At 69.0% G+C, this 26321-nt stretch carries 18 protein-coding genes; 13 read left to right on the plus strand and 5 right to left on the minus strand.

Features of this window, described 5'->3' with window-relative positions:
* Positions 1–37: 37 nt before the first annotated feature.
* The 4 genes from nusA to truB all read left to right on the plus strand — a co-directional run bounded on the left by nusA (position 38) and on the right by truB (position 5864).
* Positions 38–1531 (plus strand): transcription termination factor NusA, encoded by a 1494-nt coding sequence (gene nusA, locus F787_RS0103880; protein ID WP_028491360.1) that lies wholly within the window; start codon positions 38–40, stop codon positions 1529–1531.
* Between the two features lie 66 nt (positions 1532–1597).
* Entirely contained in the window at positions 1598–4441 is a 2844-nt protein-coding gene (infB, locus tag F787_RS0103885; protein WP_028491361.1) for a translation initiation factor IF-2, read from the plus strand.
* The gene (rbfA, locus tag F787_RS0103890) at positions 4441–4893 is read left to right on the plus strand and encodes a 30S ribosome-binding factor RbfA (protein ID WP_019569074.1); all 453 of its coding nucleotides are present in this window, start codon (positions 4441–4443) and stop codon (positions 4891–4893) included. Before infB ends, rbfA begins: the two co-directional genes overlap by 1 nt.
* Before the next feature lie 11 nt (positions 4894–4904).
* The gene (truB, locus tag F787_RS0103895; RefSeq protein ID WP_028491362.1) at positions 4905–5864 is read left to right on the plus strand and encodes a tRNA pseudouridine(55) synthase TruB; all 960 of its coding nucleotides are present in this window, start codon (positions 4905–4907) and stop codon (positions 5862–5864) included.
* Between the two features lie 18 nt (positions 5865–5882).
* Here the strand turns inward: truB and F787_RS0103900 are convergent, their stop codons facing one another.
* Positions 5883–8516: an EAL domain-containing protein gene (locus F787_RS0103900; protein ID WP_028491363.1), complete on the minus strand. Its 2634-nt coding sequence runs from the start codon at positions 8514–8516 to the stop codon at positions 5883–5885.
* A gap of 172 nt (positions 8517–8688) precedes the next feature.
* Here F787_RS0103900 and rpsO point away from each other — a divergent pair, with 172 nt between their 5' ends.
* The 5 genes from rpsO (at position 8689) to F787_RS0103925 (ending at position 16217) form a co-directional block, all read left to right on the plus strand.
* A complete protein-coding gene (gene rpsO / locus F787_RS0103905; protein WP_018869942.1) occupies positions 8689–8958 on the plus strand; it encodes a 30S ribosomal protein S15 in 270 nt (89 codons plus the stop codon).
* 160 nt (positions 8959–9118) lie between these two features.
* A complete protein-coding gene (gene pnp / locus F787_RS0103910; RefSeq protein ID WP_028491364.1) occupies positions 9119–11206 on the plus strand; it encodes a polyribonucleotide nucleotidyltransferase in 2088 nt (695 codons plus the stop codon).
* 58 nt (positions 11207–11264) lie between these two features.
* Positions 11265–11885 (plus strand): class I SAM-dependent methyltransferase, encoded by a 621-nt coding sequence (locus tag F787_RS0103915; RefSeq protein ID WP_019021183.1) that lies wholly within the window; start codon positions 11265–11267, stop codon positions 11883–11885.
* A 106-nt stretch (positions 11886–11991) separates the two neighbouring features.
* Entirely contained in the window at positions 11992–15300 is a 3309-nt protein-coding gene (locus F787_RS0103920) for a response regulator (RefSeq protein ID WP_028491365.1), read from the plus strand.
* Positions 15297–16217 (plus strand): diguanylate cyclase, encoded by a 921-nt coding sequence (locus F787_RS0103925; protein ID WP_028491366.1) that lies wholly within the window; start codon positions 15297–15299, stop codon positions 16215–16217. Before F787_RS0103920 ends, F787_RS0103925 begins: the two co-directional genes overlap by 4 nt.
* Before the next feature lie 7 nt (positions 16218–16224).
* Here F787_RS0103925 and F787_RS0103930 read toward each other — a convergent pair whose 3' ends face one another.
* From F787_RS0103930 to mgtE (F787_RS0103945), 4 genes are all read right to left on the minus strand, one after another.
* Positions 16225–16521 (minus strand): hypothetical protein, encoded by a 297-nt coding sequence (locus F787_RS0103930; RefSeq protein ID WP_028491367.1) that lies wholly within the window; start codon positions 16519–16521, stop codon positions 16225–16227.
* The gene (ispG, locus tag F787_RS0103935) at positions 16518–17744 is read right to left on the minus strand and encodes a flavodoxin-dependent (E)-4-hydroxy-3-methylbut-2-enyl-diphosphate synthase (protein ID WP_026331263.1); all 1227 of its coding nucleotides are present in this window, start codon (positions 17742–17744) and stop codon (positions 16518–16520) included. The genes F787_RS0103930 and ispG overlap by 4 nt, the downstream gene beginning before the upstream one ends.
* 114 nt (positions 17745–17858) lie before the next feature.
* Positions 17859–19217, minus strand: a complete 1359-nt coding sequence (gene mgtE, locus F787_RS0103940; protein ID WP_028491368.1) for a magnesium transporter — start codon at positions 19215–19217, stop codon at positions 17859–17861.
* An 11-nt stretch (positions 19218–19228) separates the two neighbouring features.
* Positions 19229–20590, minus strand: a complete 1362-nt coding sequence (mgtE, locus tag F787_RS0103945; RefSeq protein ID WP_018869934.1) for a magnesium transporter — start codon at positions 20588–20590, stop codon at positions 19229–19231.
* Between the two features lie 417 nt (positions 20591–21007).
* Here mgtE (F787_RS0103945) and F787_RS0103950 point away from each other — a divergent pair, with 417 nt between their 5' ends.
* From F787_RS0103950 to F787_RS0103965, 4 genes are read left to right on the plus strand one after another with little or no spacing between them, the layout of a single operon-like run.
* On the plus strand, positions 21008–21691 hold the full coding sequence (locus F787_RS0103950) for an ABC transporter ATP-binding protein (protein ID WP_018869933.1): 684 nt from the start codon (positions 21008–21010) through the stop codon (positions 21689–21691).
* Positions 21692–21696: 5 nt separating this feature from the next.
* Positions 21697–24243, plus strand: coding sequence for an ABC transporter permease (locus F787_RS0103955; protein ID WP_028491369.1), 2547 nt, complete (start codon positions 21697–21699; stop codon positions 24241–24243).
* On the plus strand, positions 24243–25424 hold the full coding sequence (locus F787_RS0103960) for a lipocalin-like domain-containing protein (protein ID WP_028491370.1): 1182 nt from the start codon (positions 24243–24245) through the stop codon (positions 25422–25424). The genes F787_RS0103955 and F787_RS0103960 overlap by 1 nt, the downstream gene beginning before the upstream one ends.
* Before the next feature lie 5 nt (positions 25425–25429).
* Positions 25430–26104 carry a cytochrome b/b6 domain-containing protein gene (locus F787_RS0103965; RefSeq protein WP_018869930.1) on the plus strand — a complete coding sequence of 225 codons (675 nt, stop codon included), beginning with the start codon at positions 25430–25432 and terminating at the stop codon, positions 26102–26104.
* The last annotated feature ends 217 nt before the right edge of the window (positions 26105–26321 follow it).

Here is a 26321-nt window from a genome sequence, read left to right on the forward strand (position 1 = left end):
TCGACAGGCGACTGTCGAGGCTGCGAAGAGGCATGACATGAACAAGGAGATCCTGCTGGTCGTCGACGCCGTTTCCAACGAGAAGGGCGTCGAGAAGGGCGTTATCTTCGAGGCCCTGGAATCGGCCCTGGCGATGGCCACGCGCAAGTATCACGGTGGGCGCATGGATGTGCGCGTGAGCATCGACCGCGAAAGCGGCGATTACGAGGCCTATCGCCGCTGGACGGTGGTGGACGACGAGGATCCCGAGTTCGAGTCTCCCGACTATCAGATGCTGCTGTCCTACGCGCAGCAGAAATACCCGGAGATTCAGGTCGGCGAGGTGATCGAGGAACCGGTCGAGGCCGTTGACTTCGGGCGTATCGCCGCGCAGACCGCCAAGCAGGTGATCGTGCAGAAGGTGCGCGATGCCGAGCGGCAGAAGGTCGTCGAGGAGTACGAGGACCGGGTCGGTTCGCTGGTGATGGGGATCGTCAAGCGTACCGACCGCAACGGGACCTACGTGGACCTGGGCAACAACGCCGAGGCCCTGGTCCCGCGCGAGCACATGATTCCGCGCGAGACGGTACGCACCAATGATCGCCTGCGCGGCTATCTCAAGGAGATCCGGCCGGACGCGCGCGGTCCTCAGCTGATCCTCAGCCGCACCGCGCCGGAGTTTCTCATCGAGCTGTTCAAGCTCGAGGTCCCGGAGGTGGGACAGGGGATCATCGACATCCTCGGGGCGGCCCGCGATCCGGGCATGCGGGCGAAGATCGCGGTGCGCTCGAATGACCCGCGGCTGGATCCGGTGGGGGCCTGCGTGGGCATGCGCGGTTCGCGCGTGCAGTCGGTCTCCAACGAGCTCGCGGGCGAACGCATCGATATCATTGTATGGGACGAGAATCCGGCCCAGTTCGTGATCAATGCAATGTCGCCGGCGGAAGTCCTCTCCATTGTGGTCGACGAAGAGAAGCAGTCGATGGACATCGCGGTGGCCGAGGACAAGCTTTCGCTGGCGATCGGCCGCGGGGGGCAGAATATCCGCCTGGCCTCGCAGCTGACCGGCTGGGAGCTCAACGTGATGACCGAGGAGCAGGCCGAGGAGAAGAGCGAGGCCGAGGCCCGGCAGCTGGTGACCTACTTCATGGAGGCGCTGGACGTCGACGAGGAGGTGGCCGGGATCCTGGTGCAGGAAGGCTTCAGTACCCTGGACGAGGTCGCCTACGTCGAAGAAGCGGAGCTTCTGTCGATCGAGGAATTCGACGAAGACGTGGTCGCGGAACTGCGCAACCGGGCGAGCGATGCACTGCTGACGCGGGCGATCGCGGCGCAGGACGGCGGCGGTGGCGAGCCGGCCGAGGATCTGCTGAACATGGACGGCATGACCGTGGCTCTGGCCAATCGGCTGGCGGCGAGCGGCGTGTGCACCATGGAGGATCTCGCCGAGCAGGCGGCCGATGATGTGGTGGAAATGCTGGGCATCTCCGAGCAGGAGGCGTCCGAGTTGATCATGACCGCGCGCGCTCCCTGGTTCGAAACCGGGGAATGACCGCGACGCAGCGGCGGTGGTCGGGCAGCGGCACGCCGGAACAGAATCTGGAATGGAGGTAGCGCCATGGCGCAAATGACAGTGCAGCAATTCGCGGAATCGGTGGGCAAGCCCGTCGATCGTCTCCTGGAGCAGCTCAAGGAGGCGGGCGTCGAGGTGGCCGGGCCCGAGGCGCCCATCACTGATGCCGAGAAGCGCCAGCTGCTGGACCATCTGCGCCAGAGTTCCGCGGGCGGGTCGAGCGACCGTGTGACGCTGCGTCGGCGTTCCCAGGCGCAGACGCTGAAGGTCAGCTCGGGCCAGGGCAAGACCAAGACGGTTAACGTGGAGGTGCGCAAGAAGCGCACCCTCAAGCGCAAGCCGGCGGATGCAACACCGGCGCCGGAGGATCGCCCCGAGGCGGCCGAGGGTGTGGAATCCGAAGCCGCTGCGGCACCGGAAGAGACCCGTCCCGATGCAGAATCGCCGGTGACTCCGGAAGCCGAGGAGGCCGCGGCCGGCGATGCGCCGGGCGCGGAGCCGGAGGCGGAAGCGCCGGCGGATGAACCGGTGGCGGCCGAGGCGCCGGAGCCGGAACCTGAACCGGCGGTCGACGAGGCCGCGGCGGAGGAACCGGCGGACGTCGAAGAAGAGCCCGAAGCGGCGGAGTCGGCCGCAGCCGAGGCACCGGAGTCATCCGAGGCGGAAGAGGCGGACGAGGAACCGGCCGCCGCCGCGGAGGATTCGCCGGCCGCCCCGAAGAAGCCGCTGAGCCGCACGCAGCAACTGGCGATGCAGCTGGAAGCCGAGCGGGAGGCTCAACGCAAGGCCGTCGAGGCCCGCAAGCAGGAAGAGGTCGAACGCGAGGAGCGCCAGAAGCGCAAGCAGGAAGAGCAGGAGAAGCAGGAGGCGAAGCGCGAGAAGGAAGAACAGGCGCGCCTGGAACGCGAGGCCGCGCAGCAGCGTCAGGCACCGGCTCCCGCCGCGGCACCGGCGGAACCCGCCAAGTCCGGCAAGGGCCGCAAGGGTGGCCGCAAGGACGACCGCAAGGAACTGCATGTCGCCGGCGACCGTCGCGGTCGGCGCAAGAAGGGTGACAAGGGCAAGGGTGCCGGGCAGTCGCAGGCGGCCCAGGCCGTGGCCGGCAAGCACGGCTTCGCCAAGCCGACCGCACCGGTGGTGCGCGAGGTGGAAGTGCCGGAGACCATCACCGTGGCCGATCTGGCGCAGGCGATGGCGATCAAGGCACCGCAACTGATCAAGACCCTGATGGGCATGGGCGTGATGGCCACCATCAACCAGTCCATCGATCAGGAAACGGCGATGCTGGTGGTCGAGGAGATGGGCCATACCGCGGTGCCGGCCAGGGAAGAGACGATCGAGGACCAGATCGAGGTGGCCCAGGAGCAGACCGGCGAACCCAAGGCGCGTCCGCCGGTGGTGACCGTGATGGGCCACGTCGACCACGGCAAGACCTCGCTGCTGGACCATATTCGCAAGACGCGCGTGGCCTCCGGCGAAGCCGGCGGGATCACCCAGCACATCGGTGCCTACCACGTCGAGAACGGGCATGACGGGGTGACCTTCCTGGATACCCCGGGGCATGCGGCGTTTACGGCGATGCGGGCGCGCGGTGCGCAGTCCACGGACATCGTGATCCTGGTGGTGGCGGCGGATGACGGCGTGATGCCGCAGACCCTCGAAGCCATCAACCACGCCAAGGCGGCCGGTGTGCCGATGGTCGTGGCGGTCAACAAGATCGACAAGCCCGAGGCGGATGCCGACCGGGTGATCAACGATCTCGCGCAGCACGAGGTGATCCCCGAGGAATGGGGTGGCGACACCCAGTTCATCCGGGTCTCGGCGCATTCCGGGGAGGGCATCGACGAGCTGCTGGAAGGCCTGGGTCTGCAGGCGGAGCTGATGGAGCTGATGGCCCCGGACGAGGGGCCGGCGCGCGGTGTGGTAATCGAATCGCGGCTGGACAAGGGCCGCGGCCCAGTGGCCACGGTGCTGGTGCAGTCCGGCAGCCTGAACCACGGCGACATCGTGCTGACCGGCAAGGAATACGGCCGCGTGCGGGCGATGTTCGACGATACCGGCACGGCGGTGAAGGAAGTCGGGCCGTCGATGCCGGTCGAGATCCTCGGTCTGTCGGGCGTGCCCGAGGCCGGCGACGAGATGCTGGTGGTCGCGGACGAGAAGACCGCCCGCGAAGCGGCCGAATATCGGGATGCGAAGCAGCGCGAGCGCAAGCTGGCGGCGCAGCAGGCGGCCAAGCTGGAAAACATCTTCAACCAGATGCAGGAAGGCGATGTCGGCACGGTCAACATCCTGATCAAGGCCGACGTGCAGGGATCCGCCGAGGCGTTGCGCGAATCGCTGGTCAAGCTGTCCAACGAAGAGGTCCGGGTCAAGGTGATCTCCACCGGGGTCGGCGGGATTTCCGAGTCGGACATCAACCTGGCGACGGCGTCGGACGCCATTGTCATCGCGTTCAACGTGCGTGCCGACGCCGGCGCCAAGCGGGTGGCGCAGGAGAACGGGATCGACGTCCGCTACTACTCGGTCATCTACGAGGCCATCGAGGACGTGAAGCAGGCCCTGTCCGGGCTGCTGGCGCCCGAGACCCGCGAGGAAATCGTGGGCCTGGCCGAGGTGCGCGAGGTGTTCAAGGCCTCGAGCTTCGGCCAGGTGGCCGGCTGCCTGGTGGTCGAGGGTTCGGTCAAGCGGGGCAACCCGATCCGCGTGCTGCGTGACAACGTGGTGGTGTACGAGGGCGAGCTGGAAAGCCTGCGCCGCTTCAAGGACGACGTGAACGAGGTCCGGGCCGGTACCGAATGCGGTATCGCGGTGAAGAACTACAACGACGTGAAGGCCGGGGACCAGATCGAGGTCTTCCAGCGCGTCGAGGTCCAGCGGTCGCTGTAATGCCCGGACCCCGCGACTTCCAGCGCAGTGACCGGGTCGGCGAGCAGATCCAGCGCGAGCTCGCCGAGCTGGTGCGCGTCGAGGTGAAGGACCCGCGGGTCGGCATGGTGACCATCTCGGGGGTGGAGGTCTCGAAGGATCTGGCCCACGCCCGGGTGTATTTCACCCGGCTGGGCGGCGAGGAGGGCGGTCGCGAGGCGCAGCAGGGCCTCAACAGCGCGGCCGGCTTCCTGCGTCGGGCGCTGGGCAGCCGGATTCGCATGCGCAGCATCCCGCAACTGCGGTTCATCTACGATGACACGCCCGAACGCGGCGCGCGCATGTCTTCGCTGATCAGTCAGGCCCTGGCGGAGGACCGCGAGCGGCACGGCGACAGTGATGCGGAGGCCGGAGCGGAAGGCGGCGGGGACCCGGATGCCTCCGGTGATCCGGACGTGCCGCAGGACCGGTAAACCGATTCCCCGTGGCGCGCAGGAAGGGGCGCAACGTCGACGGCATCCTGCTGCTCGACAAGCCGCAGGGGCTCAGTTCGAACCAGGCGCTGGGTCGGGTGAAATACCTCCTCGGGGCGCGCAAGGCGGGCCATACCGGCGCCCTGGATCCACGGGCGACCGGGCTTCTTCCACTGTGTTTCGGGCAGGCGACCAAGGTGTCCGGCTGGCTGCTGGACGCGGACAAGCGGTACGTCGCCGTCGCGCGACTGGGCGTGGAGACCGACTCGGCGGACATGGATGGAGAAATCCTTGCCGAGTCCCCGGTTCCCGCGATCACGGACGAGGATCTGGCGCGGCTGGATCGCGGTTTCACCGGCGATCTGGAGCAGGTTCCCCCGATGGTCTCGGCCCTGAAGAAGGACGGCCGGCGGCTGTACGAGCTGGCGCGCGAAGGGGTGGAAGTGGACCGTCCGCCGCGGCCGGTGCGGATCCATTCGCTGAATATCGAACGGCGGGCGGATGATCGCCTGCGGCTGGAGGTGCATTGCAGCAAGGGCACCTATATCCGGTCGCTGGTGACCGATATCGGGGAAGCCCTCGGCTGCGGTGCGGCGGTTGAAGAGCTGCGGCGCACCGGCCACGGGGCCTTCGCGGCCGACGCCATGTGGACCCTGGAAGCCCTGGAGCAGCGTTTCGAGGAGGGCGGTGCAGCGGCGATCGAGGCCGGTCTTCTGCCGTCGGAGGCCGCCCTGTCCGGCTGGCCGCAGCTCCACCTGGGGGCCGCCGGAGCGGCGGCACTGCGCCACGGGAATCCGGCGGGAGCGGAAGCGGTGAGCGAGCGCATCGCGGGTGTCTCGCCGGCTGCGGACGAACCGGAAGCGGGCGGGGTCCTGGTACGCCTGCACGGGCCCGCAGGCGAATTTCTCGGCGTGGGGCTGGAGGCCGGGGACGGCACGATTCGCCCGCGGCGTCTGTTCGTCACCGGCTGAGGCCCGCTGCAACCGACCTCATTCGCGGCGATACGCGGGCACCGGGTCCGCGATCAGCGCGGCCAGCTTCTCCGCCGACATCGGCCGCGCGAGGAGATACCCCTGGGCCTCGTTGCAGCCCTCCCGAATGATCAGGTCGCGCTGGGTGGCGGTCTCGACGCCCTCGGCGATGACCGTCAGCCCCAGCTTGTGACCCATGGCGATGATGGACGCGGTGAGGGCGGCATCGGCGGGGTCGCGGTCGGCCCCCTGCACGAACGAGGCATCCACCTTCAGCCGTTGCACCGGCAGGCGCTTGAGATAGCTGAGCGACGAATAGCCGGTACCGAAGTCGTCGATCGCCAGCTGTACGCCCATTGACCGCAGTTCCTCCAGGGTGGCGATGCCGCGCTCGGCGTGGTCCATGACGAAGCCCTCGGTGATCTCCAGCTCGAGCCTGTGGGGTTCCAGCCCGGTCTCGGCGAGCACCGACCGCACGTCCGTGACGATATCCCCGAACAGCACCTGGTGGCCGGAAACATTGACCCCGATCCGGCCCAGACGCTCCGGTCCCCATTCGCGCGCCCGGCGTACCGCTTCGCGCAGCACCCAGCGGCCAAGCAGACCGATGGTGCCGTTTTCTTCCGCCACCGGGATGAATTCCGCCGGGCTGATCATGCCGAACTCCGGATGGCGCCAGCGGACCAGGGCTTCGGCACCGGCCAGGCTCTCGCCGGGCAGGTCCCACTGCGGCTGGAACACGACCTCCAGCTCGTCGCCCTCGATGGCTCGTCGCAGCCCGGCCTCGATCGCCAGCCGGCGCTGGCTGGCGTCGGTGAGGTCGGCGGTGTAGAGCTGCACGTTGTTGCGCCCGCGTGCCTTGGCGCGGTACATCGCCGAGTCCGCGTTGCGGATCAGCATGTCCGGGGTTGCGGCGTCGTCGGGGAACAGGCTGATGCCGATGCTGGCGCCGATGAACAGCTCCTGACCGGCGACGTGGAACGGCGACTCCAGTGCACGCAGCAGCTCGTCGGCGACGCTGGCGGCGTCCTCCGCGGTGGCGATGTGTTCGGTCAGCACCACGAATTCGTCGCCGCCATGGCGCGCAATGGTGGAGTGCCGGTCGATGGCGCCCAGCAGGCGCCGGGCGACCGCTTCCAGGAGCTCGTCTCCGCGATGATGGCCCAGACTGTCGTTCACGTACTTGAAGCCGTCCAGGTCGACGAACAGTACCGCCAGGCGCTCGTCGTGGAGTCGGCAGCGTTCAATCGCGCGCGCCAGGCGCTGGTCGAGCTGGGTGCGGTTGGGCAGGTCGGTGAGCGGATCGTAGTTGGCCAGATGACTGACCCGGCGCCGGGCTTCTTCGCGGCTGGTCACGTCGCGGGCGACGCCGAAGATGTCGACCACCCGCTCGCCGTCATAGCGGACCCGCGCGTTGAGCTCCAGGACCACCCGTTCGCCGGAAACGTCGGTGACCTCGGCGCGTGCCGGAGGCAGGTCGGCGTCGCTGCCGCCGTCGATCGGCACCGCGGTGCCCTCGAGATAGGGCAGGAAGGGTTCGACCAGCGCGCGCAGGGTGGTCTCCGGCAGGCGGTCCATGCTGCGGCCGAGGACCCGCTCCACGCCGGGCGAGATGTAGCGCGCCCGACCCGAGCGGTCGAAGCGATAGACGAAGCCGCTGGCGTACTCCAGCAGATCCTCCTGCTCCTCGGACGCGCGCTCCAGGGCCTCGGACTGCGCCACCACCTGGCGTGACAGCGGCCGGATCACGCCGATCAGCCCCAGTCCCGACAGCAATGCCATGCCCAGTACCAGTCCGACCGGCAGCGCCAGGTGGGCCATCATGCCGGCGTAGAGTTCCTCCTCCGGTACGGCCATCGCCAGCCCCCAGCCCGGGCGTACCGGCACCGCAAAGACCACCTCGCCGTCCGTGCGCTGCAGGGCCTGCGATCCTCCGCGGGCCTGCTGCAGTGCCGGGGCCACCGGGTTCCCGGCGCCGGTCGGCATCAGGCTCCAGGTGATGTCGTCCACCCGCAGCACCACTCCCTGCGGGCCCTCCAGCCAGGCGGCCTTGCCGCCCTCGGCGGCGGACTCCAGCACGCCGACCATGGCCTCGGCGGGGAACACCAGGATGTCGGCGCCCAGCCATTCGTCCTCGCGCGAGAGGATCGGCACCGCGATCATGATCCAGGCCCGGCCCTCCCAGGCCAGATGGTCCCCCATGCGGGTTTCGCGCATTGCCGGGTCGATGTCCGGCCAGTAGATCGGGTCCGGGTTGGCGTCGCCCACCGCCAGTACCTGGCGGCCTTCCGCATCCAGGCGGATGATGCCGGCCGCGCCGGAGGGGCGCAGGGCATCTTCCAGCTTGTCGTGACTGAAGTCCTGCAGGTCTTCGAGATCGGTCTCGCCACGATTGTAGGCGGCCAGTTCGTCGCGGATGCGGCTGCGGCTGGCGACCTGCCACGCGATGTCCTCCAGGCGGTCGAAATACTGCGCCACCGCCTGGCCGTGATGCTGCAGCGCGGCCTGCTGCGCCAGATCCGCGCGGTCGCGCGCCTGCTGATAATAGGCATGGGCGGTAAGGCTGGCCGCGATCAGGCCCAGCAGCACCAGCACCGCCAGTGCCAGCAGCAGGATGCGGGTCTGGAGTCGGCGGGTTTCCTGCGTGGTCATGACCGTCCCTGTCGGGGAGTGATGAAGTTCACAATATAACAGAACCCTCCGTGCGGCGGCCGTCGGTCCGTTCGCTGTTCACGCTGCTTGAGCGCGTGCTAACATACGCGCCTGTTCGCCAGCGCCACTGGCCACTCAGACAGACGGTTCAGGAATCAGGAGTCAGCCTTACATGTCGCTCACTACCGAAGAGAAGTCGGCCATCGTCGAGAAGCACAAGCGCGATGCCAACGATACCGGATCGCCCGAGGTGCAGATTGCACTCCTGACGGCGCGCATCCAGCATCTGATGGGCCATTTCGACAAGCACAAGCAGGATCACCACTCCCGGCGTGGCCTGCTGAAGATGGTCAGCCAGCGTCGCAAGCTGCTGTCCTATCTCAAGCGCAAGGACGTCGAACGCTATCAGTCGATCGTGAAGGAACTGGGCCTGCGCCGCTAGGCCCCGCCCCTCGGGCCCGCGCCTCCGGTGCGGGCCCGTTTGTTTGGGCCCCTGTTCGGGGCATCGATTGCGGCAAGAACTTTACGGGGCCCGCCGTCCGCTGCAGCAAGGCGGCCGGTCGGCGGGCCGCATCGGGATTCAAAGGGAAACGGGAAAAAACGTGTCATACAAGAAGTCGTTCCAGTACGGAAATCACACCGTAACGCTCGAAACCGGAGATATTGCCCGCCAGGCCAGCGGCGCGGTGCTGGTCAACATGGCCGAGACCGTGGTCCTGGTCACCGTGGTCGCCCGCAAGGAGGCCGACCCGGGGCGCGACTTCTTCCCCCTGACCGTCAACTACCAGGAACGGACCTATGCTGCGGGCAAGATCCCGGGCGGGTTCTTCAAGCGTGAAGGGCGCCCGAGCGAGAAGGAAACCCTGACCTCGCGCCTGATCGACCGTCCCATCCGGCCGCTGTTTCCCGAAGGCTTCAAGAACGAAACCCAGGTCATCGCGACGGTGGTCTCGATCAACCCCGAGGTGGATCCCGACATCCCCGCGATGATCGGTGCTTCCGCGGCGCTGGCACTCTCGGGTGTGCCGTTCGGCGGGCCCATCGGGGCCGCCCGCGTGGGGTACCGCGCCGGCGAGTACCAGTTGAATCCGAGCTTCAGCGCGCTGGAGGAATCCGAGCTGAACCTGGTCGTGGCGGGGACCGAAAACGCGGTCCTGATGGTGGAGTCGGAGGCCAGCGAGCTGTCCGAGGAAACCATGCTGGGCGCGGTGATGTACGGTCACGAACAGATGCAGGCTGCGATCCGCGCGATCAACGAACTGGCGGCCGAGGCGGGGGAACCCGCCTGGGACTGGCAGGCGCCGGAGAGCGAGGCCTCGGTGGAAGAGCGCGTGGCCGCCGCCGCGCGCGACGAGCTGACCGAGATCTACCAGATCGCCGACAAGCAGACCCGCAGCCAGCGCCTGAGCGAACTGCGCAGCCGCCTGGTCGAATCCCTGGCCAGTGACGACGAATCCGGCCCCGATGCCGATGCGGTCAAGACGGCCCTGCACGATCTGGAATACCGCCTCGTGCGTGACCGTATCCTGGACGGCCACCCGCGCATCGACGGCCGCGACACGAAGACCGTGCGCCCGATCGATGTGCAGACCGGCATCCTGCCGCGGGCCCATGGCTCCGCGCTGTTCACCCGGGGCGAGACCCAGGCGATGGTGGTGGCCACCCTGGGCACGGACCGCGACGCCCAGGTGATCGACGCGATCGAGGGCGAGCGTCGCGACCGTTTCATGCTGCATTACAACTTCCCGCCGTACTGCACCGGGGAGACCGGTTTCGTCGGCTCGCCCAAGCGTCGCGAGATCGGCCACGGCCGGCTGGCCAAGCGCGGCGTGGCCGCAGTGATGCCGAGCGACGAGGACTTCCCCTACGTGGTGCGCGTGGTCTCCGAGATCACCGAGTCGAACGGCTCCAGTTCCATGGCCTCGGTGTGCGGTACCTCGCTGGCGCTGATGGACGCCGGCGTGCCGCTGAAGGCCCCGGTCGCGGGCATCGCGATGGGGCTGATCAAGGAAGACGACCGCTTCGCCGTGCTCTCCGATATCCTCGGCGATGAGGACCACCTGGGCGACATGGACTTCAAGGTCGCCGGGACCTCGGGCGGCGTAACCGCGCTGCAGATGGACATCAAGATCGACGGGATCACCCGCGAGATCATGGAACAGGCGCTGGAGCAGGCGCGCGAAGGCCGGCTGCACATCCTCGGCTGCATGAACGCGGAACTGGACACCCATCGCCAGGAGATGTCCGAGCATGCGCCGCGCTTCATCACCCTGAAGATCAACCCGGACAAGATCCGCGACGTGATCGGCAAGGGCGGCGCGACCATCCGTACCCTGACCGAGGAGACCGGTACCACCATCGACATCGGCGATGATGGCACGGTCAAGATCGCCTCCACCGATGCCGCCGCCGGCAACGAGGCGAAGCGCCGCATCGAGGAGTTGACCGCCGACATCGAGGTGGGGCGTCAGTACACCGGCAAGGTCGCCAAGATCATGGACTTCGGCGCCTTCGTGTCGATCCTTCCGGGCCGCGACGGTCTGGTGCATATCTCGCAGATCTCCGACGAGCGCGTGGAGAACGTCAGCGACTTCCTGTCCGAGGGCGACTCGGTCACCGTGCGGGTGCTGGAGGTCGACAAGCAGGGCCGCATCCGTCTGAGCATGAAGGCGGTCGAAGAAGACGCCTGAGGACGGGGCGGCGGGTTCGGCCCCCGGCCGGGCCCGGTTTCCTTCGGGGACGACAGGCATGGATCTGGTCAGCATACGCAAGAGCTACCGGCGTTACGCACGGCACTACGACGCGACCTTCGGGCGGGTGTTCGCCACCGGGCGGCACAGCGCGCAGAAGACCCTGGCGCCGCTGGAAGGCAAACGGGTCCTCGAGGTCGGGGTCGGGACCGGTATTTCGTTTCCGGAATACCCCGACGGCGTGGATCTGGTCGGCATCGACGTGTCGCGCGAGATGCTGCAGGTCGCGCAGGAACGCATCAACGGCGGTCTGCCGGGGGTGCGCGGCGTGGCCGAGATGGACGCCGAAGCACTCGGTTTCCGCGATGACAGCTTCGACGCGGTGGTCGGGATGTACGTGGCGTCCGTGGTCCCCAATCCCGACCGCATGTTCGCCGAGATGTGGCGGGTGTGCCGCCCGGGCGGACAGATCCTTCTGGTCAACCATTTCGCGTCCCGGCAATGGCTGCTGCGCGGGGTGGAACGCAGCCTGCGGCCTCTTTCGCGGGCGGTGGGCTTTCGTCCGGACATGGAGCTGGACCACTTCGTGCACCTGACCGGCTGCGAGCCCGAGGCGGTGGAACCCGCCAGCCTGTTCGGTTACTGGAAGCAGGTGGCGTTCCGCAAACCGGCCGGATAACCCGACCCCTCCGGCGCGCTTGCGCCCACAGGCCTGAACCCCTTAGGGTCTTGCGGGAATCATCCCGTGCCCGCATGCGTGGCATGCCTACTCCGGGAAACCGCCGATGACTCAGCGTGACCAGGCCTCCTTCCAGTCCTTCCACTACCGGCTTTTGCTGCTCGTGCTGGCCGCCATCGTGCTGCTGGGCGCAGTGCTGGCGACCGTGGCGTATCAGATGCTGGAGGGCGAGACGCGCGAAGCGGTGCGCTCGGAAGTGACTTCTACTTCCGAGTCCACTGCACTCTACGTGTCCCAGTGGTTTTCCTCCAATGCGCGTCTGATCGAGGGGCTGGCCGGAGAGGTGCCGGTCGGCCGCGATCCGCGTCCGGTGCTGCAGCAGTTCGAGCGCATGGGCGAGGTCGATCTGACCTATGTCGGTGACGCGCAGGGCGGCATGATCATGTCGGATCCCGAGGCTTCACTGCCGGGTGATTTCGACCCGCGTACGCGACCCTGGTACGAGGGCGCGCTGCTGAACGATGGTCTGTATATCACCACGCCGTTCGAGGATGCCGCGCAGGACCGGCTGATCATCTCCATGGGCGCGCCGGTCTACCGCGACACCGGCGAGCTGCACGGGGTGGCGGCCGGGGACATCGGCCTGCAGGAGGTGGCTGCCAGCGTGGCCGGTCTGGATCTGCGCTGGGACGGCCATATGGTGCTGGTCGACGAGGACGGCATGGTGGTTGCCCACCCGGATTCCTCGCGGGTGCTGCAGCCGCTGGTGGATGCCATCGAGGAAGGCGGCGGTTTCGACCCGCTGGACCCGTCGTACGAGGGTGAGTTGCGCGAGGTGGTGATGGATGGCGAGGAACGCCTGCTTCACGCCACACCCATTCCCGGTACGGACTGGTACCAGGTCCTGAGCCTGGATCGCTCGGCCGTGACCGAACCGCTGCGCGATCTGCTCTGGCAGTTCGCCCTGTGGACCGTGGTGGCCGTGGTCCTGGTGGGAAGCGGCACGGCGCTGATCCTCAACCGGCTGGTGCGGGTGCGCCGGGAACTGGAGAGCGAGATGAAGCTCGCACGCGAGCAGGCGGAGAGCGCCACCCGCGCGAAGAGCGAGTTCCTGGCCAACATGAGCCACGAGATCCGCACGCCGATGAACGCGATCATCGGCATGAGTCACCTCGCCCGGCGGACCGAACTGACCCCCCGTCAGCGGGGGTACATGGACAAGATCGACAATGCGGCCCAGCGCCTGCTCGGCCTGATCAACGACATCCTCGATTTCTCCAAGATCGAGGCCGGCAAGCTCGAACTGGAAGATGCCCCGTTCCACCTCGATTCCGTGCTCAACGGGGTGACCGACGTGGTCGGTCACCGGGCCGAGGAGAAGGGCCTGGAACTGGTGCATCACGTCGCCCCGGGGACCCCGCGGGACCTCCGCGGGGATGCCCTGCGTCTGGGGCAGGTGCTGACCAACCTGGTGGGCAACGCGGTCAAGTTCACCGAGCAGGGCGAGGTGGTGGTGAAGGTCTCCGCGGAGGCGGTGGATGACGGCTATGCCACGCTGCGGTTCTCCGTGCGCGATACCGGTCCGGGCATGAACGAAGAAGAGGCGCGCCGGCTGTTCCGTTCCTTTACCCAGCTGGATGCCTCGATCACCCGGCGCCAGGAGGGGACCGGACTGGGGCTGGCGATCAGCCGCCAGCTGGTCGAGATGATGGGCGGCGAGATCGGCGTGGAAAGCACGCCCGGTCAGGGATCGACCTTCAGCTTCACCGTGCGTCTGGCGGTCGAGACCGAGCCGGCTCAACCGGCACGTGCTTCCTTCTCACGCTCGCTGCGCGGCCACCGCGTACTGGTGGTGGACGATTCCGCCGCGGCGCGCGAAACCCTGGCCGCCATGCTGCGCGACCTCGGTATCGACGCGGATACCGCCGCCTCCGGCCCCGAGGCGCTGCAGGTACTGGAGCGGGCGCCGGCGCAGGGCCTGGCATACGACATGGTCCTGACCGACTGGCGCATGCCGGGCATGGACGGCCTTGAGGTCGCCCGCCATATCAATTCCGGCCGCAAGCGGCAGGTGCCATCGGTGCTGATGGTGACCGGCTTCAGTCGCGACGAGGTTCTGCAGCAGGCGGAGGAGACCGTGGACGGGATCCTGCTGAAACCGGTGACCGAGTCCACGCTGCACGACACCATGGTCGAGCTTCTGCGGGTGGATGACGCCGAGCAGGCCCCGCGCGAGGCGGCACCCGAGCCGGACGACGAAGTGCCACGGCTGGACGGGGTCCGCGTCCTGCTGGCGGAAGACAACGCCATCAACCGGGATCTCGCCGTGGAACTCCTGGAGGACATGGGCTGCGAGGTCACCACGGTGGAGAACGGCCGCGAGGCAGTGGATGTCGCGCGGGCCGACGCGTTCGACGCGGTACTGATGGACATCCAGATGCCGGAGATGGATGGCCTGACCGCGACCCGCCGGCTGCGGGAGGACCCCGCGCTCGCCCGGCTCCCGGTGATTGCGATGACCGCGCACGCGATGGCGGGGGATCGCGAGAAGAGCCTGGATGCGGGGATGAACGACCACGTGACCAAGCCGATCGACCCGGAGGCACTGGCTCGGACCCTGGCGACCTGGGTGGCGCGTCATGCGGCCTCCGGCGGGACGGCCCCCGGGATGGACCGCGCACCCACGGAGGGCCGCGAGCCGGCGGCATCCGAGGCGGCGCCGGTCACGGATGGCGCCGCCGGGGAAACCGCGGCCCCCGCGCCGAGTGCCGGTGGCGGAGTGGACGGATTGCCCGACGAGCTGCCTCCGTTCGACCTGTCGGCGGCACTGGCGCGCTGCAACGGCAAGGCGTCGCTGCTGCGGCGCATGATCCTCGGCCTCGAGGAGCGCTACCGTGATGTGGTGACGGAGCTGCGGGGCCTGCTGGATCGGGATGAGCTCGAGGACGCCCATCGCCTGGCGCATTCGCTGAAGGGCGTGGCCGGGTCGCTGGAGCTGCATGCCGTGCGGGAGGCGGCCGAGGCGATCGAAATCGAGCTGGCCGGCGGCGACACGCAGTCCGCCCGCGCGCGGCTGCCCGATCTGGAGTCGCATCTGGACCCCGCCATCGAGGCCGCCCGCAGCCTGAACGGTGCCGACGGGGCCACGCGTGGTGCGCCGGAGGACGCTTCCGCCGGGCCGGGGGCCCCGACGGGCGGAGCCCTGCCCGTCCCGGCCCTGCAGGAGTTGCGGGCCCTGATCGAGAGCAACAATCTCCGCGCCCGGTCCGAGTTCCGGGCCCTGCAGGAGGGGCTGCTCGGTCGGGGGCAGGACGCCAAGGTGCGGGAACTGGAGGCCCGGATCGAGGAACTCGATTTCGAGCAGGCCCTGGCCGCCCTGGATCGGCTGCTGGAGCAGGCCGGGGAGGAATCATGAACAGCGCGCATCGGGCACGCATCCTGGTAGTGGATGACGAACCGGCGAACATCGAACTGCTGGCCGGCATCTTCGAGGACGAGCATGAGGTGCTGTTCGCCACCAACGGACACAAGGCCCTGGACCTGGCGGCCTCGGCACGGCCCGACGTGATCCTGCTGGACGTGATGATGCCCGGAACCGACGGGTTTCAGGTCTGCGAGTGGCTGAAATCGGAGCGTGCCACGGCGAGCATTCCCGTTATCTTCATCACCGGCGTGGGGGACACCGAGGGCGAGGCGCGCGGGCTGGAATTGGGCGCGGTTGACTATGTGAACAAGCCGATCAATCCCCCCGTGGTGAAGCTGCGGGTGCAGCATCAGATCGAACTGAAACGGGCCCGCGACCAGCTGACCCGCATGGCGGTCACCGATGGCCTGACGGGACTCGCCAACCGGCGTCAGTTCGAGGAGACCCTGGAGGGGGAGAACGCCCGGCTGGCCCGTTCCGGAGGGGAACTCTCGATCATCCTGCTGGACATCGACTATTTCAAGCCGTTCAACGACACCCTCGGTCATGTGCGCGGCGATGACTGCCTGCGCGAGGTGGCGCGGGTACTGGACGCGAGCGTCTCGCGCTCGGCCGATCTGGCGGCGCGGTACGGCGGCGAGGAATTCGCCTGCATCCTGCCGGATACGGCGCTGGCGGAGGCAGTCACCGTGGCGGAACGGGTGCGCGTCGCCATCACCGAGCTTGCCATCCCGCACCCGGGGTCCGAAGTGGCGGATCACGTGACCGCCAGCCTCGGGGTGGCGAGTCTGCAGTGCCAGCCGCGCCGCTCCGCGCTGCGGGTGGTGGCGCGCGCCGACGAGCAGCTCTACCGGGCCAAGGCCGAAGGCCGCAACCGGGTCTGCGCTGCGGACGGACCGGAGGAGTAAGCGGGGCTCAGGCGCGGGTGAACAGCGGCAGTTCGTGGCGCCGGGCGTTGGCGGCCAGGAAGCGGCCGCGCCCGGGCCAATCGGCCTCGAGGGCGTCGAGACACTGCGAGGCCTCGCCCGCCACCGTCGCCAGGAACACCTCCAGTTCGCGCGGGTCCACCCGCGGCGGACCGAAGGCACCGCCGCTTTCCGTCGGGTGCCAGAACAGCCGCGGCTGCCAGTTGCAGCCCTGAATGCGCGGATCCTCGAACAGGGCCTGCACGCGTCGCAGTAGTTGCGGGTCGTGGTCGGCGCTCACGCTCATCCGGCCTGTCCGTAGCGGCGTTCGATGTAGGCCTCGACGCGGGCCTGGAAGTCCTCGGCGATATGCTCGCCCTTGAGGGTCACGGTCTTCTCGCCGTCTTCGTAGACCGGCGCGACCGGCTGCTCCCCGGTGCCGGGCAGGGAGATGCCGATGTCGGCATGCTTGCTCTCGCCGGGACCGTTGACCACGCAACCCATCACCGCGACGGTCATCTCCTCGACCCCGGGGTAGTGCTGGCGCCAGGTCGGCATCTGCTGGCGGATGTAGCTCTGGATGTCCTGTGCCAGGTGCTGGAAATATTCGCTGGAGGTGCGGCCGCAGCCGGGGCAGGCCACCACCGAGGGCAGGAAGCTGCGCAGGCCCATGCTCTGCAGGATCTCCTGCGCGATGCTGACCTCCTGCGTGCGGTCCCCGCCGGGCTCCGGGGTCAGCGAGATACGGATGGTGTCGCCGATGCCCTGCTGCAGCAGGACGGACAGCGCGGCGGTGGAGGCGACGATCCCCTTGGCCCCCATGCCGGCTTCGGTCAGGCCCAGGTGCAGGGGGTAGTCGCAGCGCGCGGCCAGATCCTGGTAAACCCGGATCAGTGGCTGCACGCCACTGACCTTGGCCGACAGGATGATGCGGTCATGCGGCAGGCCGATGCGTTCGGCCTCGGCGGCGCTCTCCAGCGCCGAGGTGATCAGGGCCTGCTCCATCACCGCCTGGGGTTCCAGCGGCTCCGGGCGCTGCGCGTTCTCGTCCATCATGCGCGCCAGCAGTTCCTGATCGAGGCTGCCCCAGTTCACGCCGATGCGGACCGGACGGTCGAAGCGGATGGCGGTCTCGATCATCGCCTGGTATTGCGTGTCGCGCTTCGAGCCGCGACCGACGTTGCCCGGATTGATGCGCAGCTTGGCCAAGGCCTCGGCGCATTCGGGGTATTCGGTCAGCAGCTTGTGGCCGTTGAAGTGGAAGTCCCCCACCAGCGGCACGTCCAGGCCCATCGCGTCGAGCCGCTCGCGGATCTCCGGCACCGCCTTCGCGGCATCGGCCGAGTTGACCGTGATGCGCACGATCTCCGAGCCGGCGCGCGCCAGTTCGGCCACCTGGACCGCGGTGCGCAGGGCGTCGGCGGTGTCGGTGTTGGTCATCGACTGGACCACCACGGGATGCTCGCCGCCCACGGTCACGGGACCAACGCGGACGGGGACGGTGCGGTGCCGGACGGGAGGCGTGCTCATGGTCGTGTACTCGCGTGCTGGGTCGGGCCGGATCGGGTGCCGAGTCTAACGCAGTCGCGCGGGCCTGCCGAGCCGCCGCAGGCCGCGCGGGTGCTTGTGCGGCGGTGATGCCCGTTACAGGCCCAGCACCGCCACGGCCACGCCGAAATAGATCAGGATGCCCCCGATGTCGACCACCGAGGTGATCAGCGGCGCGCTGGCCACCGCCGGGTCGAGCCGCAGGGCGGTCAGGCCGAACGGCAGGAGCATGCCGAACATCGCGCCGAACACCACCACCAGGAACATGCCCAGGGCGATGGCGTTGGCGACCTCCAGCGAGCCCAGCCAGTTGCCGGAGAGCCAGATGGCGGCCGCCAGGGTCACGCCCAGCGCGGTCGAGACCACCAGTTCCTTGCCCCCCAGGCGCCAGGCGTCGCGCAATCGGACATCGTTGACCGCCAGCGAGCGCACCACCAGGGTTGCGGCCTGCGAACCGGTGTTGCCGCCGGTAGCGATCACCATCGGCAGGAAGAAGACCAGGGCGACCACCGCCTCGATGGCCGCCTCGTAGCGGGCGATCGCCAGCCCGGCGAAGATGTTGACCACCACCAGGATCAGCAGCCAGCCGATGCGCTTGCGGTACAGCAGGCCCATGCTGGCGTCACGCAGCGACAGCACCACGTCGCCCACCGCGGCCATGCGGTGGAAGTCCTCGGTGGTTTCCGCGCGCAGCACGTCCATGACGTCGTCGACGGTGATGATGCCCAGCATGTGGCCCTGGTCGTCGACCACCGGCAGCACGTTGAGGTCGTAGTGGCTGATGCGGTGGGCCGCCTCCTCGCGGTCCTCCTCGGCGGTGATGCTGGCCACGTCGGTGTGCATCAGTTCCGATACCCGGTTCCACGGCCGTGCCAGAAGCAGCTCCTTCAGCCGCACCCAGGCCAGCAGCTCGCCGGCCGCGGTGGTCACGAACACCGTGTTCACGGTCTCCGCGACCTCGTGGTTGGCGCGCAGATGCTCCATGGCTTCGTTCACCGTCCATTCGGGCTGCACGGTGACGTACTCCGGGGTCATCACGCGGCCGGCGCTCTCCTCCGGATAGGCGAGCAGTGATCCGACCGCCTCCTGGCTCTCCGCCGGGAGGGTTTCCATCAGTGAGTCGGCATGCTCGTCGCCCAGGCCGTCGATCACCGCCACGGCGTCGTCCAGCGAAAGGGCGGCGACCAGGTCCGCGGCCTGCTGCTCGTCCAGCGCGGCCAGTACCCGGGACTGATGATCGGGCTCCAGGTGCGCGTACACCGGCGCGGCGCAGGCCGGCTCCAGACGCTGGAAGAAGGCGACTGCCTGATCCTCGGGCAGGGTCTCCAGCGCGTCCGACAGGTCGGGTGCCGCATGCGCGTTGCAGATCGCGTTCAGCGGGCCGTCGGAGCCCTGCTCCAGGGCGGTGCGCAGGGTGTCGGGGAGGTTGTCGATGTCGTGATCGGTCGGACTCATGCGGATTCCCCTCAGGCCGGCGTGGCAAGTCCGAGCATGGCCACGGCCAGCGAGAAATAGATGGCGATGCCGCCAAGGTCGGCGATGGCGGTGACCAGTGGCACGCTGGCGGTCGCGGGGTCGAGCTTGAGGCTGCGCAGGATGACCGGCAGCAGCATGCCGACCATGCTGGCGAAGGCCACGATCAGGGTCATCGCGACCGCCACCAGCACCGCGATCTCCATGCCGCCGCGCCACAGACCCAGCAGCGATACCGCGATCCCCATGCTGACGCCGATCCCGGTGGCCACGCCCAGTTCCTTGGCCCACAGGCGCAGCCAGTCGCGCGTGGTGACCTCGCCGGTGGCCATCGCGCGCACCATCAGGGTCGAGCTCTGCGCCCCGGCGTTGCCGCCGGAGTCGATGATCAGCGGCAGGAAGAACACCAGCACCGCCACCGCCTCGATGGCCTCCTCGTACTGCGAGATCATCAGGGCGCCCAGGGTGTTGAACGCCACCAGCCCCAGCAGCCAGCCGACCCGCTTGCGATACAGCAGGAACGGGCTCGCCTGGCGCGGACTCAGCGGGAGGTTGCCCACCGAACCCAGCTTGTGGAAATCCTCGGTGGACTCGGCCTCGATCACGTCCATGACGTCGTCCACCGTGACCACGCCCAGCAGCTCGCCGTTGTCGCCCACCACCGGCAGGCTCTCGATGTCGTAGTGCTGGATGCGCCGCGCGGCCTCGACGCGGTCGGCGTCCACCTGCACGGTGTAGGGCGATTCGTCGTCGATCAGGCTGCGTACCGGGCTGTCGGGCTCGGCGCGCAGGAAGCGCCGGATGGGGATGGCGGCCAGCAGGGTGCGGTCATCGTCGACCACGAAGATCACGTTGTTGGAGTGTTCGTCACCGGTGCGCCGCACATGGGCCAGTGCGCGCTTGAGCGTCCAGTCCGGGGCCACCGCGACCACCGACGGCGACATCACCCGGCCGACCGAATCCTCGGGGTAGTTGAGCTGCTTCAGGGCACGGCGGATGGCGCGGAACGGCAGCAGGCGCAGGTATTCGCGCAGGCGTTCGGCGTCCAGGGTCTGCAGCAGCGCGGTGAGGTCGTCGGTCTCCATCTCGGAGAGCAGAAAGCGCGCATCCTCGCGTGACGACGCACCCAGCAGTCGCAGCTGGAAGGGGATGTCGAGATAGGCGAAGACGTCGGCCTTGCGCCCGGGATGCAGCCGGTTGAAGATCGGGGTAACGGCGTCCGCGGGCAGCTCCATCAGCGCATGTGCAATGTCCTGGATGCGCATGTAATCCAGCAGCTCATCCAGGCCGGCGCGGTCGTCCAGCCGGACCAGTTCGCGCAGTTCGATGATGGACTGTTCGAGGTTGTGTTCCATGCCCTGCTCCCGGCGGTCGCTGGCGGATCACCGGCACGCGCGGCGCGGTGACGACGAGGGACCGTCGTAATCGGATTTCCAGGACGGGGCAGATCGCAGGATCCGGCCGCCTCCCGGCGCTCTTGTGTCATGAGGCCCGGCGGCAGCGGCGGAGAAGGGTGCGCAGTGCTTACGGCCGGGCGACGATAGATCGACAGCGTGTTCGGCGTTTCATCATGCGTTCCCTTGTGGCAGGTCCCGTTATTCTAACGGATCCTCTGTTCCACTCAAGTGCTTGCGTGCGATGCTTGCACCGGTTTGAGCACTCGCGCGAACCTTCGGGGCTGCGCCCGGTCGCTTGTTTGACCCCGTCTGGAGCCGAGCATGTCTTCGTCGCCGTCCCCATCCGCTGCCCCGTCGCAGGATCCTGTTCTGAACGTGGCCGCGCTGACGTTCGTCTATCCCGGCGCGCCGGAGACGCCGGTGCTGCGCGGGGTGGATCTGACGCTGGCGCCGGGGGAACGGGTGGCGATCGTCGGCGAGAGCGGTTCCGGCAAGTCTACCCTGCTGCACCTGGCCGCGGGGCTGGAGCACCCGGGCGAGGGCGAGGTGCGGCTGGCGGGCACTTCCCTCGGCGCCCTGGACGAGGCCGGCCGCACGCGACTGCGCCGGCGTGTCGCCGGCATCGTGTTCCAGTCGTTCCACCTGATCCCGACTCTGGATGCGCGCGAGAACGTGATGCTGGCACTGGAGCTGGCCGGGCTCCCCGACGACGTTTCCGGCCGCCGGGCGCGGGTCGCGGAGCGTCGCCGGCGTGCGGACGCCGCGCTGGCGGCGGTCGGCCTGGAAGGGCTGGGCGGACGCCTGCCCGAAGCCCTCAGCGGCGGGGAACAGCAACGCGTGGCCATCGCCCGCGCGCTGGTGCACCAGCCGGCCCTGATCCTGGCCGACGAACCGACCGGCAACCTCGATTCGGTGACTGGCGAGTCGGTCTTCTCGCTGCTGCTGGAGCAGGTAGCCACGCATGACAGTGCCCTGTTGCTGGTGACCCACAGCGCGGAACTGGCCGGCCGCCTCGACCGCATCCACACCATGCACGACGGCCGTCTGCGGGAGGGCTGACGGCCATGGGGCTGATCTGGCGGGCGTGGATGCGCGACTGGCGCCGCCGGCCCCTGCAGCGGGTGCTGACCCTGCTGGGGGTGGTGATCGCGGTGGCCGTGGTGCTGGCGGTGGATCTGGCCAATCAGTCCGCGCAGCGCGCCTTCGACCGTTCCATGGAGGCCGTGGCCGGCACCGCCACCCACCAGGTGCTGGGGCCGCCACAGGGTTTCGCCGAGGCCGTGTATGCGGAGTTGCGCACCGCCGGCCAGCGGGAGACGGCGCCGGTGGTGGAGGGGGCCGCGCGGCTGGAAGATGGCCGCAGTATCTACCTGCTGGGCGTGGATCCGTTCGCCGAGGGGCCGTTCCGCGGCGCCGCCTCGGACATCGGCGCGGCACCCGTGCAGCGGCTGCTGAGCGAGCCCGGGACGGTATTGCCGCCACGCCAGTGGTTCGCGGAGCAGGATGCGGCGGATGGCGACCGGGTCGAACTGCAGGCGGCCGACGGGCGCCACGCGGTGCGGGTGCTCGCGGCCGACGGCGCCGGCGAGGACGACGGGCGGGTGTGGGTGACCGACATCGCCACCGCCCAGATCCTGCTGGGGCGCGACGGGCGCCTCGACCGCATCGACCTGCGGCTGGAGGATGCCGAGGCGCAGCGGGCGATGGAACGCGCGCTGGAGCAGGCCGCCGGGGCCGCGGGGGTGAACCCCGAGGAGCTGGAGATCGTCGCGTCCGGGGCACGCGATCAGGCCTCGCGCGAGCTGGCTCGGGCGTTTCGCATCAACCTGACGGCGATGAGTCTGCTGGCGCTGCTGATCGCGGCGTTTCTGGTCTACAACACCCAGACATTTTCGGTGCTGCGCCGGCGCGAGGTCCTGTCCAGCCTGCGCCTGCTGGGGGTGGGACGCGGTCGGGTCGTCGCCGTGGTCCTGCTGGAGGCCGCGCTGGTCGGACTGATCGGGACGCTGCTGGGGGCGCTGGCCGGGGTCGCGCTGGCGCAGGCGCTGGTTGCACAAGTGGCGCAGACCGTCACCGATCATTTCTTTGTCGCGGCCGTTACCCAGGTCACGCCCCGCCCACTGGCGCTGCTGGCCGTGCTGGTGCTGGGCGTGGGCGTGGCGCTGCTGGCCGCGCTGGCCCCGGCACTGGAAGCGGCCCGCCACGCGGGCCCCTCGGCGCAGGGGGCGGGGGGTGGCGAGTTGCGGGCACGGCGGCGGGTGCAACGCGTGGCGGCGGCCTCCCTGATCCTGCTGGCGGCCGGGACGCTGATACTGATCAGCGCACTCGGCGGGCTGCCGGGGGCGTTCTTCGGGCTTTTCCTGCTGATCGCCGGGTTCGTGTTGCTGCTGCCGTGGATCCTCGCGTGGGCGCTGCGCGGTCTCGCCGTCGCCAGCGCCGGTCGGACCCTGACGCGGATCGGGTTGCGCAGCCTGGAGCGCAGTCTCTCGCGCAGTGGTCCGGCCGTCTCGGCCCTGACCCTGGCTCTGGCCGCGACCATCGCGGTGTCGGTGATGGTGGGCAGTTTTCGCGGCAGCGTGGAGCAGTGGCTGGGGCAGGCCCTCACCTCCGATCTCTATGTCACTCCGGTCGCGCCGGCCGCGGCACGGGATTCGGCGCGGCTGCCGCAGGACTGGGCCGGGCCGCTGTTGAGCGAGTCCGGGGCCGAATCGCTGAGTACCGGTACCACGGTGGAGACCGGCAGCGACGCGGGTCGGGTCGAGCTGTTCGTGGTGCGGCCGCACCCGGACTGGCTGGAGCATCTGCCGCTGCTGGAGGTGGATGGTCCCCGGGACGGTCTGGCGGACCGCATGGCCGCCGGCGACGCCGTGCTGGTGACCGAACCCTTCGCCGCCCACCACGACCTGCAGGCGGGTGACGATCTTGAGCTGGCGGTGCCGGGCGGGCGTCGTACGTTTACGGTCGCCGGGGTCTACCGCGACTACGCGACCCCGCAGGGCCGCGTGATGATCCCCCACGGCGCCTACGCCCGGGACGGGCCCGCGCCGGAGGGCGTGGGTTCGTTCGGGCTGGTGCTGCCGCCGGATGTCGATCCGGAGGCCGCGGTCGAGCGCCTGGAGGCGTGGCTGGCGCAGCGCGATCCGGCCGCGATCGTGACCCGGCCGGCGGAGCTGGAACGGGAATCCATGGCGATCTTCGACCGCACCTTCGCGGTGACCCATCTGCTGCGGGTCATCACCCTGGTGGTCGCCTTCATCGCCATCCTCGGCGCCCTGATGGCCCTGCAGATGGAGCGCGCCCGCGAATTCGCGACGCTGCGCAGCCTGGGGCTGGAGCCGCGGGGCGTGCGCGGGCTGGTGCTGCTGCAGGGCGGGGTGCTCGGGCTGTTCGCGGTGCTGGCGGCGATCCCCGCGGGGCTGGGCATGGGCTGGATCCTGATCGAGGTGATCAACCGTCAGGCCTTCGGCTGGGGCATGGACCTGCGCTGGCCCGGGCGTGAGGTCGCGGGCACCGTGGCCGTGGGGATGGTGGCCGCGCTGCTGGCGTCGTTGTGGCCGGCCTGGCGCATGGCCCGGATGCGTCTGCTGCCGGCGTTGCGGGAGGTGACCTGATGCGGGGCATGCTGCGAGCGGGGCTGCTTGTGCTGTTGCTGCCGGGTGTGTGGCTGGCGGGCTGTGGCGGGGAGCCGCCGGACCCCGCGTCCGACGAAGAGGGGACCGCGCTGCGCGTCGCCGATGCCCTGGGCGAGGAGGACGTCGAGGGCTTTCGCCGGGCCGAGGAGCCGCGCGCGTTCGAGTTCCCGCGGGATCATGGCCCCCACCCGGGGTTTCGCAACGAGTGGTGGTATCTGACCGGCAATCTGGATGACCCCGACGGTGGACGCCACGGCTTCCACATCACCTTCTTCCGGGTGGCGCTGGCGCCGGAACTGGAGGGCGATCCGGTGTTTCACGGGTCGGGCTGGGCCACGCCGCGGCTGTGGATGGCGCATGCCGCGATCCTCGACGTGGAGGGCGACTGGCACGCCTCGGAGGAGCGCTTTGCCCGGGATGCCGCCGGGCTGGCGGGTGCCAGCGAGCCGGTGGGCCGGGTGTGGCTGGAGGACTGGGCGCTGGCCGGCCTGGAGGGCGACACCTGGGACCTGCGGTTCACGGTGGACGGGCGTGAGCTGGAACTGGAGCTGGAGCCGGAGCGCGCCCCGGTGCTGCAGGGCGAGGCGGGTCTGAGCCAGAAGGGGCCGGAGCCGGGCAATGCGTCCTATTACTACTCGGTCCCGCGGATCGCCGCGCGCGGTACCCTGCGCGATGCGGACGGGGCGGAACGGGCGCTTTCGGGGCAGGCCTGGCTGGACCGCGAATGGAGCAGCGGCGCCCTGGCCGAGGGCCAGATCGGCTGGAACTGGTTTGCCCTGCAGTTCGACGACGGGACCGACCTGATGTACTACCAGCTGCGGCGCGATGACGGCACGCCCCATGAGCTTTCGAAGGGCCGCTGGATGCCGGCCGATGCCCGGGATCACGAGCTGCGCCCGGAACACGTGGAGCTCGAACCGCTGCGGCATGCGCGCATGCCTTCGGGAAACCACTATCCGGTGGTGTGGGCGATGACGGTCACGCCGCCGGATGGCAGCGCGCCCCGGCGTTTCCGTGTGGAAGCGGTGCGGGAATTTCAGGAAATGGATACGGTCATTCCCTACTGGGAAGGCGCGGTGGACATCCGTGATCAGGAGGGCGAGCGTCTGGGCCGCGGCTTCGTGGAACTGACGGGCTATGAACGAGAGGACGAGGAATGAACGGAATGACCGGTGGCAACGCGGATGCCCTGCGGGTGAAGGTCTGGGACTGGCCGACGCGGGTGTTTCACTGGGGACTGCTGCTGTGTCTGGTGGGCCTGTGGTACACCAGCACCGAATTCATGCTGTTCCGGTGGCACAAGTGGCTGGGCTACACCGTGCTGGGGCTGCTGCTGTTCCGCATCGTGTGGGGCTTTGTCGGCAGCGAGACGGCGCGTTTTCGCCACTGGCTGGCGGGGCCGGTGACGGTCGCGCGTTACGCGTGGGGCCGGCTGCGCGGCACGGCTCCCGAATACCTCGGCCACAACCCGCTGGGTGGCTGGGCGATCCTGCTGATGCTGGTGCTGCTGCTGGTGCAGGCGGTGACCGGACTGTTCGCCAATGACGACATCTTCAACCAGGGGCCGCTGGCCGATTCCGTCAGCCGCGACGTCGAACGTACGATGACGCGGCTGCACAACTGGAACTTCGATCTGTTGCTGATCGTGATCGGCATCCACGTGCTGGCCGTGTTCACCTATCAGTTCATCCTGCGGATCCGCCTGATCGGCGCGATGATTACCGGCTACAAGCGCGGGGCCTGGTCGGACCACCCGCACATCGCGAACCCCTGGTTCGGGCTGGTGCTGGCGCTGATGGTGGCCGCACTGGTGTTCGGGGTCGGGTCCGTCTGGGGGTAACCGGTTGCGGGAGCTTGCTTGCAAGCGAACGGGCTGCTGGTGCCTGTGCTTGATCGCTGCCGCGGGCCTTGAGCTGGCGCTGCGGAGTCGGCGGTTTTCGGCTGCCGCCGGGGGTGTTGCGCTCTCTCGCGAGCGCGCCGCGAGGTCCTTTCTTGCTTGCCCAAGAAAGGACCCAAAGAAGGGCACCCGGAGCTCGCCCGGGAACCTTGCTCCGGGC

Source organism: Thioalkalivibrio sp. ALE19, from assembly GCF_000428605.1.
Taxonomy (GTDB): Bacteria; Pseudomonadota; Gammaproteobacteria; order Ectothiorhodospirales; family Ectothiorhodospiraceae; genus Thioalkalivibrio.